14 protein-coding genes are annotated in these 15,642 nt (G+C 72.4%); 9 read left to right on the top strand and 5 right to left on the bottom strand.

The window, feature by feature from the left end:
* Position 1: 1 nt before the first annotated feature.
* Entirely contained in the window at positions 2-1,030 is a 1,029-nt protein-coding gene (locus NP048_RS05165; RefSeq protein WP_227578416.1) for a YihY/virulence factor BrkB family protein, read from the top strand.
* Between the two features lie 3 nt (positions 1,031-1,033).
* On the opposite strand, the gene NP048_RS05170 is transcribed toward NP048_RS05165, so the two are convergent.
* The 5 genes from NP048_RS05170 to sdhC are packed head-to-tail and all read right to left on the bottom strand — an operon-like array spanning position 1,034 to position 5,443.
* Positions 1,034-1,885, bottom strand: coding sequence for a phosphotransferase (locus tag NP048_RS05170; RefSeq protein WP_227578417.1), 852 nt, complete (start codon positions 1,883-1,885; stop codon positions 1,034-1,036).
* A gap of 47 nt (positions 1,886-1,932) precedes the next feature.
* Positions 1,933-2,718 (bottom strand): succinate dehydrogenase iron-sulfur subunit, encoded by a 786-nt coding sequence (locus NP048_RS05175; protein ID WP_227578418.1) that lies wholly within the window; start codon positions 2,716-2,718, stop codon positions 1,933-1,935.
* Positions 2,718-4,550 (bottom strand): succinate dehydrogenase flavoprotein subunit, encoded by a 1,833-nt coding sequence (sdhA, locus tag NP048_RS05180; protein ID WP_227578419.1) that lies wholly within the window; start codon positions 4,548-4,550, stop codon positions 2,718-2,720. The genes NP048_RS05175 and sdhA overlap by 1 nt, the downstream gene beginning before the upstream one ends.
* Positions 4,551-4,586: 36 nt before the next feature.
* Positions 4,587-5,045: a succinate dehydrogenase hydrophobic membrane anchor subunit gene (locus NP048_RS05185; protein ID WP_227578420.1), complete on the bottom strand. Its 459-nt coding sequence runs from the start codon at positions 5,043-5,045 to the stop codon at positions 4,587-4,589.
* On the bottom strand, positions 5,045-5,443 hold the full coding sequence (gene sdhC, locus NP048_RS05190; protein ID WP_227578421.1) for a succinate dehydrogenase, cytochrome b556 subunit: 399 nt from the start codon (positions 5,441-5,443) through the stop codon (positions 5,045-5,047). The genes NP048_RS05185 and sdhC overlap by 1 nt, the downstream gene beginning before the upstream one ends.
* Before the next feature lie 243 nt (positions 5,444-5,686).
* Here sdhC and NP048_RS05195 point away from each other — a divergent pair, with 243 nt between their 5' ends.
* The 8 genes from NP048_RS05195 (at position 5,687) to NP048_RS05230 (ending at position 15,578) form a co-directional block, all read left to right on the top strand.
* The gene (locus tag NP048_RS05195) at positions 5,687-6,802 is read left to right on the top strand and encodes a mannose-1-phosphate guanylyltransferase (protein WP_227578422.1); all 1,116 of its coding nucleotides are present in this window, start codon (positions 5,687-5,689) and stop codon (positions 6,800-6,802) included.
* A 73-nt stretch (positions 6,803-6,875) separates the two neighbouring features.
* On the top strand, positions 6,876-8,162 hold the full coding sequence (locus NP048_RS05200) for an amidohydrolase (RefSeq protein WP_227578423.1): 1,287 nt from the start codon (positions 6,876-6,878) through the stop codon (positions 8,160-8,162).
* 223 nt (positions 8,163-8,385) lie between these two features.
* The gene (locus tag NP048_RS05205) at positions 8,386-9,480 is read left to right on the top strand and encodes a BMP family lipoprotein (RefSeq protein ID WP_227578424.1); all 1,095 of its coding nucleotides are present in this window, start codon (positions 8,386-8,388) and stop codon (positions 9,478-9,480) included.
* A gap of 166 nt (positions 9,481-9,646) precedes the next feature.
* Positions 9,647-11,323, top strand: a complete 1,677-nt coding sequence (locus NP048_RS05210) for an ABC transporter ATP-binding protein (protein WP_227578425.1) — start codon at positions 9,647-9,649, stop codon at positions 11,321-11,323.
* On the top strand, positions 11,320-12,549 hold the full coding sequence (locus NP048_RS05215; RefSeq protein ID WP_227578426.1) for an ABC transporter permease: 1,230 nt from the start codon (positions 11,320-11,322) through the stop codon (positions 12,547-12,549). The genes NP048_RS05210 and NP048_RS05215 overlap by 4 nt, the downstream gene beginning before the upstream one ends.
* Positions 12,546-13,838 carry an ABC transporter permease gene (locus NP048_RS05220; RefSeq protein ID WP_227578427.1) on the top strand — a complete coding sequence of 431 codons (1,293 nt, stop codon included), beginning with the start codon at positions 12,546-12,548 and terminating at the stop codon, positions 13,836-13,838. Before NP048_RS05215 ends, NP048_RS05220 begins: the two co-directional genes overlap by 4 nt.
* Before the next feature lie 7 nt (positions 13,839-13,845).
* Positions 13,846-14,286, top strand: a complete 441-nt coding sequence (locus NP048_RS05225; RefSeq protein ID WP_256769449.1) for a cytidine deaminase — start codon at positions 13,846-13,848, stop codon at positions 14,284-14,286.
* Entirely contained in the window at positions 14,283-15,578 is a 1,296-nt protein-coding gene (locus NP048_RS05230; RefSeq protein WP_227578428.1) for a thymidine phosphorylase, read from the top strand. Before NP048_RS05225 ends, NP048_RS05230 begins: the two co-directional genes overlap by 4 nt.
* Positions 15,579-15,642: the final 64 nt, after the last annotated feature.

A 15,642-nucleotide genomic window follows, 5' to 3' on the forward strand; every position in this document is an offset into this window, starting at 1 on the left:
CATGGAGCGTCGCACCACCCGGCACGAGAGAACCGTCGTGGCACCGCCGGCGGGTGCGGGCGCAGCGCACGTGCGCGCGACCGAGGGCGCGCCGGACCCGGGGGCCGGACCCCGGTGGAAGCCCGGCTTCCCCGGCCTCGTCCAGCGCGCGCAGGCGCTCGTGGCCTGGTGGCAGCAGACCCGCGTGGCGCGCGCCAACGCGCGGTTCGGGCAGGCGGGCGGCGGCCTGCTCACCGGTGGCCTCGCGTACACCGCGCTGTTCTCGGTCTTCGCGGGCCTCACCATCGGCTACACCGCGTTCATGGCGGTGCTCGGTGGCAACGCCGAGCTGCGCGAGACCGTGCTGCGCACGGTCGGGGAGTCCCTGCCCGGGCTCGTCGACACCGGGGACGGCACCGGCGTGCTCAAGCCGGACGACCTGGTCCTGAGCCCCGGCCTGAGCATCGCGAGCGTCGTGGCGGTGGGCGTCCTGGTCTTCAGTGCGATCTCGGCGAGCGCGGCGCTGCGCACCGCCGTGCGCGCCATGTTCGGTGCGCACGACGCGGTCACGCTCGTCGCCGGCAAGCTGCGCGAGCTCGGTGGGTTCGTCGGCTTCGCGCTCGCGGTGCTCCTGTCGGCCGTGCTCGGCCTCGCGGCGACGACGGCGGCCGACTGGCTGCTGGACGCGGTGGGCTGGTCGGACGGGTCCGGGGTGGTCGTCCGGGTCGTCGGCATCGCCGTCGCGTTCGTCGTCGACGCCGCCGTCTTCGTGATGGTGGTGCGGGTCCTCGCCGGCCAGACGCCCCCGCGCAGGGACCTGCTGGGAGGCGCGGCGATCGCCGCGACAGGGCTGGGTGTCGTCCGGTTGCTGGGGACGTCCGTCGTCGCCGGGACCGTGCAGCGCAACCCGGTGCTCGCGTCCTTCGCGGTGATCGTCGTCCTGCTGCTGTGGACCAACGTCATCGCGCGGATCGTCCTGCTCGCCGCGGCCTGGACCGCCGACCCGCCGGCGCCCGAGGCGGTGCAGGAGACCCCTGGCGACGTGTCCTGAGGGTCAGCCCGTGGGCGTCAGGGCCGCGAGCAGGGCGGGCAGCCGGTCGACGTAGTCGCGCAGCTGTGCACGCGTGCGGTCGGGCTCGCCCACCTTCAGCAGGTTGAGCATGCCCTCGTCGCCGGCCTCCTGGCCCGCGGCGATCCGGTCGGTCGAGGCGGCCATGCGGCTCACGACGTGGTGCGCGACGTCCACCGCGGACGGTGCCGCCGCGCCCGACGCCGCCGCCTCGCGCCCGTAGGCGTCGGCGAGCACGCGCAGGCGGTGCGCGCCGCGCGCGGGGCCGGGGTCGGCGTAGAAGGGGACCCCGCTCCAGGCGAGCATCGCGAGGTCGTCCAGCGGCACGCCCGGCCCGGCGACGTCCCAGTCCACGACTCCGACGATCTGGTCCGCGCCCGGCCGGGCGACCAGCATGTTGTACATCGTGGCGTCGTGGTGGCACACGATCTCCCCGGGGGCCAGGTCGCGCTCCTCGAAGCGCCACCGCACGCGACCGGGACGCAGGTCGGCGACGGCCGCGTGGTACCGGGCGAGCCATGCCGCGCCCGACGCCAGCCGCGCGTCGGTGACCTCGGCGAGGTCGACGACCTCACCGGGCAGGTGCTCGAGCACCTCGCGTCCCAGCGCGTCGATGCCCAACGGCGCCGGCACGCCGTCGAGGCCGCGCGCACGCAGGTGGGCGAGCAGCGCGTGCACGGCCGGCGTCCACGGGCCTACCGGACGGCGCACCGTGCCCCCGGCCCGCACCGCGCCGCCCACGTTGCCGCCGGGCAGCCGCACCTCGGGTGCGGGCGGCTCGGGCTCGACGTAGCGGGGGAGCGTGGCGAGCAGCGAGGTCAGGTCGTCGACGGGCACCGCGCCATGATGGTGCACCGCGCGCGGGGCGTCACCGGGAATCCGGCTCAGAAGGCGCGCGTGATCATCGCGCGCTTGACCTCCTGGATCGCCTTCGTCACCTCGATGCCGCGCGGGCAGGCCTCGGTGCAGTTGAAGGTCGTGCGGCAGCGCCACACGCCCTCCTTGTCGTTGAGGATCTCCAGACGCTGCGTGCCGCCCTCGTCGCGCGAGTCGAAGATGAAGCGGTGCGCGTTGACGATCGCCGCGGGGCCGAAGTACTGGCCGTCGGTCCAGAACACGGGGCACGACGACGTGCACGCGGCGCACAGGATGCACTTCGTGGTGTCGTCGAACCGCTCGCGCTGCGTCGGGGACTGCAGGCGCTCCTTGGTCGGCTCGGTGCCCGTGGTGATGAGGAACGGCATGATCTCGCGGTAGGAGGCGAAGAACGGCTCCATGTCGACGACCAGGTCCTTGACCACCGGCAGGCCCTTGATGGGCTCGACCGTGATCGGCTTGGACGGGTCGAGGTCCTTGAGGAGCGTCTTGCACGCGAGCCGGTTGCGGCCGTTGATCCGCATGGCGTCGGACCCGCAGATGCCGTGGGCGCACGAGCGGCGGAACGTCAGCGAGCCGTCGTGCTCCCACTTGATCTTGTGCAGCGCGTCGAGCACGCGGTCGGTGCCGTGGACCTCGACCGTGAACTCGTCCCAGCGCGGCTCCGCGACGAAGGCCTCGCCGAACGCCGGCATGTCCTCGTCCGCCGGCAGGAACCGCCGGATCTTCAGCGTGACCTGGAAGGACGGCACGGCGCCGACCTCGCTTGCGGGTGCGTCCACGGTGGTGGTCATCAGTACTTGCGCTCCATCGGCTGGTAGCGGGTGACGGTGACGGGCTTGGCTCCGAGGACCACCTGGTAGCCGTCGAACGTCTCGGCCCGGGCGAACGCGCCGGCACCGGAGACGGTGCCGGCAGCACCCGCGGCGACCGGACGGCGATACGCCATCGTGTGCTGCATGAACCGCGAGTCGTCGCGGTCCGGGAAGTCCTCGCGGAAGTGCCCGCCACGGGACTCCTCGCGGTTGAGGGCCCCGACGACCACCGTCTCGGCGATGTCGAGCAGGAAGCCGAGCTCGACCGCCTCGAGCAGGTCGGTGTTGAAGGTGCGGGTCTTGTCCTGCACCGACACCGCCTCGTACCGCTTGCGCAGCCCCTTGATGTCGGCGAGGGCCTGCGTGAGCGACTCGGACGTGCGGAACACCTGCGCGTTCGCGTCCATCGTCTCCTGCAGCGCGCGGCGGATGTCCGCGACGCGCTCGCCGTCGGGCCGCGTGCGGATCGTCTCCAGCTCGGCCTCGACGCGCGTCGCCGGGTTCGGCGGCAGCTCGACGAACGGCGCGGCGGCGGCGTACGCGGCGGCGGCCTTGCCGGCCCGCTTGCCGAACACGTTGATGTCGAGCAGCGAGTTGGTGCCCAGGCGGTTCGACCCGTGCACGGAGACGCAGGCGACCTCGCCGGCGGCGTACAGGCCCTTGATGACGTCGGTGGCGTTGCGCAGCACCTCGCCCTCGATGTTGGTGGGGATGCCCCCCATCGCGTAGTGCGCCGTCGGGTACACGGGCACCGGCTCGGTGTACGGCTCGATGCCGAGGTACGTCCGAGCGAACTCCGTGATGTCGGGCAGCTTGGCGTCGATGTGCGCGGGCTCGAGGTGCGTCAGGTCGAGCAGGACGTAGTCCTTGTTCGGCCCCGCCCCGCGGCCCTCGCGCACCTCGTTGGCCATCGAGCGGGCGACGATGTCGCGCGGCGCGAGGTCCTTGATCGTCGGGGCGTAGCGCTCCATGAAGCGCTCGCCGTCGGAGTTGCGCAGGATGCCGCCCTCGCCGCGGGCGGCCTCCGAGAGCAGGATGCCGAGGCCCGCCAGGCCCGTCGGGTGGAACTGGAAGAACTCCATGTCCTCCAGCGGGATGCCGCGCCGGTACGCCAGCGCCATGCCGTCACCGGTGAGGGTGTGGGCGTTCGACGTCGTCTTGTAGATCTTGCCCGCGCCACCGGTCGCGAAGACGACCGCCTTGGCCTGGAAGACGTGGATCTCACCCGTGGCCAGCTCGTACGCCACGACGCCGGTCGCGTTGACCTCCTCACCGTCGGGCACGTCGCCCGTGGCCAGGTCGTGGTCGACCAGCAGGTCGAGGACGTAGAACTCGTTGAAGAACTCGACGTCGTTCTTCACGCACTGCTGGTACAGCGTCTGCAGGATCATGTGGCCCGTGCGGTCCGCCGCGTAGCAGGAGCGACGCACGGCGGCCTCGCCGTGGTTGCGCGTGTGCCCGCCGAACCGGCGCTGGTCGATGCGGCCCTCGGGCGTGCGGTTGAACGGCAGGCCCATCTTCTCCAGGTCGAGCACCGCGTCGATGGCCTCCTTGGCCATCACCTCGGCGGCGTCCTGGTCGACCAGGTAGTCACCGCCCTTGACGGTGTCGAACGTGTGCCACTCCCAGTTGTCCTCCTCGACGTTGGCCAGCGCGGCGCACATACCGCCCTGCGCCGCGCCGGTGTGGGAGCGGGTGGGGAAGAGCTTGGAGATCACGGCGGTGCGCACGCGCGTCGAGGACTCGAGCGCGGCACGCATCCCGGCGCCGCCCGCGCCGACGATGACGACGTCGTACTGGTGGGTCTGCATCGGCTGTGAGGCCTTCCTTGCTGGGCGTCCGGTGGGTCAGGCCGTGCAGAACGACGGCAGGAGGCTCGTCGGGCTGTTCGGGGGGCACGGGTCGAACGTGAAGATCACCAGCGTGCCCAGCACGATGACCACGACGGTCGCGACGTACAGGGCGAGCTTGAGCACCAGACGCGTGGCGTCCTTCTCGGCGTAGTCGTTGATGATCGTGCGCACGCCGTTGGTGCCGTGCAGCATGGCGAGCCACAGCATGAGCAGGTCCCAGACCTGCCAGAACGGCGAGGCCCACTTGCCCGCGACGAAGCCGAAGTCGATGGCGCTGATGCCCTCGCCCTGGATCAGGTTGACGAACAGGTGACCGAAGACCAGCACGATCAGGACGACACCCGACGCGCGCATGAACACCCAGCCGTACAGCTCGAAGTTGCCGCGCGTGGTGCGCCGCGACGGGCCGGGGCGCGAGGCGCGCGGGGCCTTGGGATCGGCGATGGTGCTCATCAGTGGCCCCCGAAGACGTTCATGAGGTGACGCGGCAGGAAGCCCGCCATCGTCACGGCGACCAGGGCGACGACGACCCACAGCATCTGGCGCTGGTACTTCGGGCCCTTGGCCCAGAAGTCGACCAGGATCAGCCGGATGCCGTTGAAGGCGTGGAACACGATCGCCAGGACGAGGCCGGCCTCACCGAGGCCCATGATCGGGTTCTTGTACGTCCCGATGACGTCGTTGTAGGCCTCGGGCGACACGCGCACGAGCGCGGTGTCCAGGACGTGCACGAGCAGGAAGAAGAAGATCGCGAAACCGGTGATGCGGTGCGCGACCCAGGACCACATGCCTTCACGCCCGCGGTAGAGCGTTCCGGCCGGCCGCGATGGCGCGGTGGGCGCTGAGGACACGGTGGGGGCCTCCTGAGGCGAGTTCGCGTTTGGACGGCGATGTCCTGGACGTCCCCTCACTGTAATGACCAGGTCCCCCCGGCCGCCGCACGCATGGGCAGCAAGGCCACCGGAAGGCCAGTTTGTGACCAACCCCACAGGCCAGCAGGGGGGTCTGGGACCTCGGTCCGTGGTCCCGCGGGGCCCTCGTCCGCAGGTCGGGGGCGGTGCGGGACGTCCCGTGCCGGCGGGTACCGTGGGCGCATGCCGGACGCGCCGATCGCCGATTTCCATGCCGTCGTCCCCGCAGGCGGTGCCGGGACCCGACTGTGGCCGCTGTCGCGGTCCGGGTACCCCAAGTTCCTCCTCGACCTCACGGGCGCGGGGCGGACCCTGCTGCAGGGCACGGTCGACCGGCTGCTGCCGCTGACCGGGCCCGGGAACGTGCTCGTGGTGACAGGGGCGCGGCACGCGGACGCGGTCGTGCAGCAGCTGCCCGACCTCGGCGCCGCGAACGTGCTGGCCGAGCCGAGCCCGCGGGACTCGATGGCCGCGATCGGCCTGGCGGCGGCCGTGCTCGTCGAGCGGCACGGCCCGGACGTCATCCTCGGCTCGTTCGCCGCCGACCACGTCATCACCGACCTCGACGCGTTCGGGGCGACGATCCGCGAGGCGGTCGCCGCAGCGCGCACGGGCGCGGTCGTCACCGTCGGCATCCGCGCGACCGAGCCGTCGACCGCGTTCGGCTACGTGCGTGGCGGTGCCCCGCTCGGGGCGCCCGGCGCACCGCACGCGCTGCGCGCCGTCGGCTTCACGGAGAAGCCCGACGCCCCGACTGCCGCGCAGTACCTGGCCACGGGGGAGTACAGCTGGAACGCGGGCATGTTCGTCGTGCGGGCTGTCGTGCTCCTCGAGCACCTGGCGGCACAGCTGCCCGCGCTGCACGACGGCCTGCGGCGCATCGCGGCGGCGTGGGACACGCCGGACCGGGACGCGCGCCTGGCGGACACGTGGCCCGGGCTGACCAAGATCGCGATCGACCACGCGATCGCCGAGCCCGTCGCCGCCGCGGGCGGCGTCGCGGTCGTGCCCGGGACGTTCGGCTGGGACGACATCGGTGACTTCGCGTCGCTCGGCACGCTGCTCGGCGACGAGGAGGGCGGTGCCGCGACGCTGGGGGAGGCGGACCTCGTCCTGCGCATCGACTCCGACGGCGCCCTCGTGACGACCGGGGGTCGCACCGTCAGCGTCGTCGGCGTGCCCGACGCGGTCGTGGTCGACACGCCCGACGCGCTGCTCGTCACGACACGCGCGCACGCGCAGCAGGTCAAGGAGGCGGTCGACGCCTGGCGCGAGCGCGGGCGCGACGACCTGCTGTGACGCGCCCGGACCCGCCCGGGGTCCTCGTGGACGTCACCGCCATGCCTGTCGCCCACGGCGATACCCTCGGGGGATGCCTGCCCCCGCCGCCGACCAGCAGTCCGTGCCCGTGAGCGCGCAGGACGTGCTGCCGCTGCGCACGCTCGCGCCGGAGCCCGCCAACCCGGTGGCACGAAAGCTCGCCGCGACGCTCGACGAGCTCCGCGCGGAGCTGGTGACGTTCCGCCGCGACCTGCACGCGCACCCCGAGCTGGCGCGCACGGAGGAGCGCACGACGCGGGTCGTCGCGGAGCGCCTGCGCGCGGCGGGCCTGACGCCGCACCTGCTGACCGGCTCCGGGCTGTGGTGCGACATCGGCCCGACGGTCGCCTCGTCGGGCGTGCGTCGTATCGCGCTGCGGGCCGACCTCGACGGGCTGCCACTGCCGGACACGTGCGGGCTGCCGTGGGCGTCGACGCACCGTGGCGTCGTGCACGCCTGCGGCCACGACGTGCACACGACCGTCGTGCTCGGCGCGGGTCTCGCGCTGGCCAGGCTGGCGGCCGAGGGCCTGCTGGAGGTCGGGGTGCGGCTGGTGTTCCAGCCGGCGGAGGAGGTGCAGCCGGGCGGCTCCATCGACGTGATCAACGAGGGCGGCCTGGACGGTGTCGGCGAGATCTTCTCGGTGCACTGCGACCCGAAGCTCGACGTCGGCCTGGTCGGCACCCGCATCGGGCCCATCACGTCGGCCTCGGACGAGGTGACGGTGACCCTCACGGGTGGTGGCGGCCACACGTCGCGACCGCACCTGACGGGTGACGTGGTGTTCGCGCTCGGCCAGGTGATCACGCAGGTCCCGGCGGTCCTGGGACGTCGGCTGGACCCCCGGTCCGGCGTGAACCTGACGTGGGGCGCCGTGCATGCGGGCAGCGTCCACAACGCGATCCCGGCGACGGGTGCGGTGATGGGCACGCTGCGGTGCCTGGACGTGCGGGCGTGGGAGCGCGCGTCGGCGGTCTTCGAGCAGGCCGTCACCGACGTCGTGCACCCGCTGGGCGTCGAGGTCGAGGTGAAGCACCAGCGGGGTGTGCCCCCCGTGGAGAACCGGGCAGAGAGCACGGCCGTCCTGGAGGACGCGGCCCGCGACGTGCTGGGTCCGGACGCGGTGCGGCTCACCGAGCAGTCGCTCGGCGGGGAGGACTTCGCGTGGTACCTGACCAAGGTGCCGGGCGCTCTGGCGCGGCTGGGGACGCGCACCCCCGGGGGCCACACGTACGACATCCACCAGGGCGATCTGCGCGTCGACGAGCGCGCGATCGAGGCCGGCGCCCTGCTGCTCGCCCGGTCCGCGTACCTGGCAGGGCGACGGTCGCGGCCCTGACTGCGCGAGTCGCGTAGCAGCCAGCGCGACGAGAGGCGGCGGCAGGTTGCAGATTCATCACGGAACCTGCCTGGATACCCATCGGTAACACCGCCGTCACCGGCGGTTGCCTAGTGTCCATGATGTTCAAGCCGAACGGTGCCGTGGACGTCCGGAGTGCGAGGAAGCACTGCGAGACGGGCGGACATCCGGAGTGCGCGACGACGAGACGCAGGAGACTGTCGTGAAGAAGACCATCCGAGTGGCCGCGCTGGGCGGGGCGCTCGCGCTCACGCTCGCGGCATGTGGTAGTGCCCCCGACGAGACGCCGGACGCCTCCGGGTCCGCGGCCCCCGCGGCCTCCGACTTCCGTGCGTGCATGGTGTCCGACCAGGGCGGTTGGGACGACAAGTCCTTCAACCAGTCCGGGTTCGAGGGCCTCGAGCGTGCCGGTGACGAGCTGGGCGTCGACGTGAACGCCGTGGAGTCGACGGCAGACGCCGACTACGCCCCCAACATCGACTCGCTCGTGCAGGACGGCTGCAACTACATCATCGGCGTCGGCTTCCTGCTCGAGCCGGCGATCCAGGCGGCCGCCGAGGCCAACCCGGACATCGAGTTCGGCCTCATCGACTCGTCGTTCTCGGACGACGACTTCAACACGATCGTGCTGGACAACGCCAAGCCGCTGCTGTTCAACACGGCAGAGGCCGCGTTCCTCGCGGGGTACGTCGCCGGTGCGACGACCGAGACCGGCACCGTCGCCACGTTCGGCGGCCTGCCGATCCCGTCGGTCCAGATCTTCATGGACGGCTTCGCGGACGGCATCGCGCAGTGGAACGAGGACTCGGGCGAGTCCGTCCAGCTGCTCGGCTGGGACAAGGCGACGCAGGAGGGCCAGTTCTCCGGCGACTTCGAGACCCAGGCCAACGGCCAGAGCATCACGCAGGGCTTCCTCGACCAGGGCGCGGACATCATCATGCCCGTCGCCGGTCCGGTCGGCCTGGGTGCCGCCGCAGCGATCGAGGCCGCCGGTGGCACGGCCAAGCTCATCTGGGTCGACTCGGACGGCTACGAGTCCACCGAGTACGGCTCGATCATCCTCACGTCCGTCATGAAGGAGATCGGCCAGGCCGTCTACGACTCGATCAGCCAGGCCGCTGACGGCGAGTTCACCAACGAGCCGTACGTCGGCACGCTGGAGAACGAGGGCGTCGGCATCGCGCCGTTCCACGACTTCGAGGACGCGGTCCCCGCGGACGTCCAGACCCGCATCGACGAGCTGCGCGAGCAGATCATCTCGGGCGAGCTGGTCGTCGAGTCCCCGAACGCCCCCTGACGGCGACCAGGACCGACAGCATCTGAACGATGACGGCCCGGGTGGGTCCTCCCACCCGGGCCGTCGCCGGTCCACGTCGCGTGTACGGTCGCGACGAAGGCACCGGCCGCAGTCGCCCGGCGTTCCACGGCACCGGGCGGACCACGACGAACGGGGAGCGGGTCGCATGAGGCTCGAGCTGCGGGGCATCACCAAGAGGTTCGGGTCGTTCACCGCGAACGACGCGATCGACCTCGTGGTGGAACCCGGCCAGATCCACGCACTGCTGGGCGAGAACGGCGCCGGCAAGAGCACGCTGATGAACGTGCTCTACGGCCTGTACCGCCCCGACGAGGGACAGATCCTGCTCGACGGCGAGCCGGTGACCTTCGCAGGACCGGCCGACGCCATGGCCGCCGGCATCGGGATGGTCCACCAGCACTTCATGCTGGTCCCGGTCTTCACGGTCGCGGAGAACGTCGCGCTCGGTCACGAGCCGACGGCCCGAGCCGGCCTCATCGACCCCGCGCGCGCTCGCGACCAGGTGAGGGAGGTGGCCGCGCGGTTCGGCTTCCACGTCGACCCCGACGCGATGGTCGAGGACCTGCCCGTCGGCGTCCAGCAGCGGGTCGAGATCATCAAGGCGCTCTCGCGCGACGCCCGCATCCTCATCCTCGACGAGCCCACCGCTGTGCTCACCCCGCAGGAGACCGACGAGCTCATCGAGATCATGCGGCAGCTGCGGGCGGCCGGCACCTCGATCCTCTTCATCACCCACAAGCTCCGTGAGGTCCGCGCCGTCGCCGACCGCATCACGGTCATCCGTCGCGGACGCGTGGTCGGCAGCGCCGACCCGTCCGCCCCGGAGTCCGAGCTCGCGTCGCTCATGGTCGGGCGCGCCGTGTCCCTCGGTGTCGAGAAGGCACCCGCCACGCCGGGCGACGTCGTCCTGCGCGTCGACGGGCTCACCGTTCTGAACCCTGCCGGCACCCCCGTGGTCGACCGCGTCCACCTCGAGGTGGCGGCCGGCGAGATCGTCGCGGTGGCCGGCGTGCAGGGCAACGGGCAGACCGAGCTCGCGCACGCCGTGCTGGGGCTCGTCGAGCCCACGGCCGGCTCGGTGCTCCTCGACGGTACGGACCTCACCGGCACGTCGGTGCGCGACCGGCTGCGCGCCGGGCTGGGGTTCGTCCCCGAGGACCGCAGCACCGACGGCGTCATCGCGGACTTCTCGATCCAGGAGAACCTCGTCCTCGACGTGGTCGACCAGGCCCCGTACTCGCGGGCCGGTGCGATCGACCGGCAGGCCCTGCGCTCGAACGCCGAGAAGCGGGTCGCCGAGTTCGACGTCCGCACCGGCTCCGTCGATGCGACGGCGGGCACCCTGTCCGGCGGCAACCAGCAGAAGGTCGTGCTGGCGCGGGAGATGTCCCGCCCGCTGCGCCTGCTGGTGGCCTCGCAGCCGACCCGCGGGCTCGACGTCGGCTCGATCGAGTTCGTCCACCAGCGGATCGTGGCCGAGCGTGACCGCGGCACGGCCGTCGTGATCGTCTCGACCGAGCTCGACGAGGTGGCGGCGCTCGCCGACCGCGTCGCGGTGATGTACCGCGGCCGCGTGGTCGGCGTGGTCCCCGGTGACACCGACCGCGACGTGCTCGGCCTGATGATGGCCGGCGTTCCGCTCGAGGAGGCGACCCAGCAGGCGTCGCAGCACCACACGCTGCTCGGCGCCGCGGACCTCGACGCTCCCGCCGCGTACGCACCGGTCGACGCACCGGTCGACGCACCGGTCGACGCACCGGTCGACGCACCGGTCGACGCACCGGTCGACGACGCCACCACCTCCGAGGAGGAGACCCGATGAGTGAGACCGGGACGCCCCCCGCGGCCGTACCCGCGCCGGAGGAGACCCGCCGTCCGGCGGGCACCGACCTCCTGCGGGACGTGCTGTCCGGGTCGTGGCTCATGACCGTGTGCGCGATCGTCCTGGCGCTCGTGATCGGCGGCGTGCTCATCGCCGGCGCGGATCCCGACGTCCAGCGTGCCGCGGGCTACCTGTTCGCGCGCCCGTCGGACTTCTTCGTCGCCGTGTGGCAGAGCGTGTCCTCCGCCTACGTCGCCCTGTTCCAGGGGGCGGTGTTCGACTGGACGGCGGCCACGCCGCAGCGCGCGCTCCGCCCGATCACCGAGACGCTGACCATCTCCGTGCCGCTGATCCTCGCCGGTCTCGGGGTGGGCATCGGCTTCCGCTCCGGGCTCTTCAACATCGGTGCGCAGGGCCAGATCACGCTGGGTGCCGTCTTCGCGTCCTGGATCGGGTTCACGCTCGACCTGCCGGTCGGTGCGCACCTCGTGGTCGCACTCGTCGGCGGGATCGTCGGCGGTGCCCTGTGGGCCGCGATCGCGGGTGTGCTGAAGGCGCGCACCGGCGCGCACGAGGTGATCGTCACGATCATGCTCAACAACATCGCCATCTTCGGGGTCCTGTACCTCCTGACGACGGCGACGTTCCGCTCGGCGACGCCGCAGGTCGCGCGCGCCGTCGCGGACACCGCGATGCTCCCGCAGCTGCTGGGAGCGCCGTTCCGGCTGCACCTCGGCTTCCCGCTGGCGCTGCTGGCGGCGGTCGGCGTGTGGTGGCTCATGGAGCGCTCGACGCTCGGGTTCCGGTTCCGGGCCGTGGGCTCCAACCCGCACGCCGCACGGACTGCCGGCATGTCGGTGCCGTGGGTCACCGTGTGGGTGATGGTCGTCGCGGGTGCCCTCGCAGGGCTCGCGGGCAGCATGCAGCTGCTCGGCACGGAGCGCACGCTCACGGCGGCCATCGCGGGCAGCATCGGGTTCGACGCCATCACCGTGGCGCTGCTCGGCCGTTCCAAGCCCCTGGGCACCGTCCTGGCCGGCATCCTGTTCGGCGCGTTCGCCGCCGGCGGACGCCTCATGCAGACCCGCACCGGGACCCCCATCGACATCGTCCTGGTGCTGCAGTCCCTCATCGTCCTGTTCATCGCGGCGCCACCGCTCGTGCGCGCCGTGTTCCGGCTCCCCGCCCCGGGGAGCCGCCGGTCGACCTCGGAGGCCGTCGCATGAGCCTGGCAGCTCCCGTCTCCAGCCCGCCGGCACCCGCGCCGGACGCCGCCGTCGCGGCCCGCCCGCGGTACCGCGCGTCGATCGCGTACGGGGTCGTCGCCCTGATCGCGCTCGTGTGGATGCCCCTGCGCACACCGGACGGCGTCACCCGCTTCCGGCTGTCCACGAGCACCGACTTCTTCGCGATCCCGACGTTCGACGTGCCGGCCGCCGCGGCGGTCTGGGTGCTCGTGCTCGTCGCCGTGGGGCTCGCCGCGTACTCCGTGTGGGCGACCCGCGCAGGGCGCCGCACGGGCATGTGGTTGCCCGTCGTGTTCGGTGTCGCCCTGCTGCTCGCGTTCCTCACGTTCGCGGGTGCCGGCCGGGCGACGGTCATCCCGCTCACGTCGATCGCCACCGGCACCCTCTTCCTGGCCACGCCGCTGATCTTCGGCGCGCTCTCGGGCGTCGTGTGCGAGCGCGTCGGCATCGTCAACATCGCGATCGAGGGGCAGCTGCTCGCCGGCGCGTTCCTCGCCGCGGTCGTCGGCTCGCTCACGGCCAGCGCCTACATGGGCCTGATCGCGGCGCCGATCGCCGGTGCGCTCGTCGGTACCCTCCTGGTGTTCTTCGCGGTGCGTTACCAGGTCAACCAGATCATCGTCGGCGTCGTGCTCAACGTGCTCGTCGTGGGTCTGACCAGCTTCCTGTTCTCGACCGTGCTGTCCGAGGACCCGTCGACGTGGAACGCCCGGCAGTCGCTGCCGGTGCTGCCGATCCCGGTGCTGTCGCAGATCCCGGTGATCGGCCCGATCCTGTTCCGCCAGACGCTGCTGGTGTACCTCATGTACGTCATCGTCGCCGCGCTCCAGGTGTACCTGTTCCGCAGCCGCTGGGGCCTGCGCGTGCGTGCGGTGGGGGAGCACCCGAAGGCGGCCGACACGGTCGGTATCGACGTCAACCGCACGCGCGTGCGCAACGCGATCCTCGGCTCGGCGGTCGCCGGTCTCGGTGGCGCGTTCTTCACCGTGGCGTCGGGCCTGGCGTTCGGCAAGGAGATGACCGGTGGTCGCGGCTTCATCGCGCTGGCCGCGATGATCCTGGGACGGTGGAGCCCGAAGGGCGCGGTCGCCGCCGCGCTGCTGTTCGGGTTCGCCGACAACCTGCGGACCGTGCTCGGCACGATCGGCAGCTCGGTCCCACCGCAGCTCCTGCTCATGACCCCGTACATCGTCACGATCCTCGCCGTCGCCGGGTTCGCCGGTCGCGTGCGCGCGCCCGCCGCCGAGGGCGTCCCCTACGTGAAGTGAGGCACGCGTGAGCAGCACGACCACCATCCCGCCGATCGACTGGGACGCCCTGCGCGACGCAGCGCGCACCGTCATGACCCGTGCGTACGCGCCGTACTCGTCGTTCCCCGTGGGTGCGGCGGCGCTCGTCGACGACGGTCGTGTCGTCGTCGGGTGCAACGTGGAGAACGCGTCCTACGGCGTGGGCCTGTGCGCGGAGTGCGCGCTCGTCTCGATGCTGCACGTGACGGGCGGCGGACGGCTCGTGGCGTTCACGTGCGTCGACGGGCGCGGCGACGTCCTGATGCCGTGCGGGCGCTGCCGGCAGCTGCTGTACGAGCACGGCGGGCCGGACCTGCTGGTCGAGACCGTCAGCGGGATCCGTCCCATGACGCAGGTGCTGCCCGACGCGTTCGGGCCGCACGACCTCACGGAGCGTGCGGTCGCACAGGCTGAGGAGCAGGCATGAGCGAGCAGTTCGACGCGGTCGACGTCATCGTCGCGAAGCGTGACGGGCGGCGTCTGACGGACGCGCAGATCGACTGGGTGCTGGACGCGTACACGCGCGGCGTCGTCGCCGACGAGCAGATGTCCGCGCTCGCGATGGCGATCCTGCTCAACGGCATGGACCGGGCCGAGATCGCCCGCTGGACGGGCGCCATGATCGCCAGCGGCGAGCGCCTGGACTTCTCGGGGCTCTCGCACCCGACGGCCGACAAGCACTCGACGGGCGGCGTGGGGGACAAGATCACGCTGCCGCTGGCCCCGCTGGTCGCGGTCTTCGGCGTCGCGGTGCCGCAGCTGTCCGGCCGCGGGCTGGGCCACACCGGTGGCACGCTCGACAAGCTCGAGTCGATCCCCGGCTGGCGCGCGGCCCTGAGCAACGACGAGATGATGCGCCAGCTCGAGGACGTGGGCGCCGTCATCTGCGCGGCGGGCTCCGGCCTGGCGCCCGCCGACCGCAAGCTGTACGCGCTGCGTGACGTGACGGGCACGGTCGAGGCGATCCCGCTCATCGCGAGCTCCATCATGAGCAAGAAGATCGCGGAGGGCACCGGCTCCCTCGTGCTCGACGTCAAGGTCGGGTCGGGCGCGTTCATGAAGGACGTCGAGCGCGCGGGCGAGCTGGCCCGCACGATGGTCGAGCTCGGGACCGACGCGGGGGTGCGGACGGTCGCGCTGCTCACCGACATGTCGGTACCGCTGGGCCTGACGGCCGGCAACGCGCTCGAGGTCCGGGAGTCGGTCGAGGTCCTGGCCGGCGGTGGGCCGCAGGACGTCGTCGAGCTGACCGTCGCGCTCGCGCGCGAGATGCTCGACGCCGCGGGACGCCCCGACGCCGACCCGGCGGCGGCGTTGGCCGACGGACGCGCGATGGACGTGTGGCGCCGCATGATCGCCGCGCAGGGCGGTGACCCGGACGCGGAGCTGCCCGTCGCGCGCGAGCAGGAGCAGGTCCTCGCCGAGCACGACGGGGTCCTGACGGCCCTCGACGCGTACGCCGTCGGCGTCGCGGCCTGGCGCCTGGGCGCCGGGCGTGCGCGCAAGGAGGACCCCGTGCAGGCGGGTGCGGGCGTCGAGATCCACGCCCGTCCCGGTGACCGGGTGCGCGCCGGGCAGCCGCTGCTGACGCTCCACACGGACACTCCTGAGCGGTTCGCGCGTGCGCGCGAGGCACTCGAGGGCGGTGTCGTCGTCGACGCCCACGGTGCGGCGGGAGAGCGCCGTCCCCTGGTGCTCGACCGCGTCGCCGCCCACTGACGCCGCAGCGGCGGGGTCGCGGGGTCCGCGTGCCCGGGCCACGATGAGGAACGCACTGCCGACG

It is taken from the genome of Cellulomonas xiejunii (assembly GCF_024508315.1).
GTDB classification, from domain to species: Bacteria; Actinomycetota; Actinomycetes; order Actinomycetales; family Cellulomonadaceae; genus Cellulomonas; species Cellulomonas xiejunii.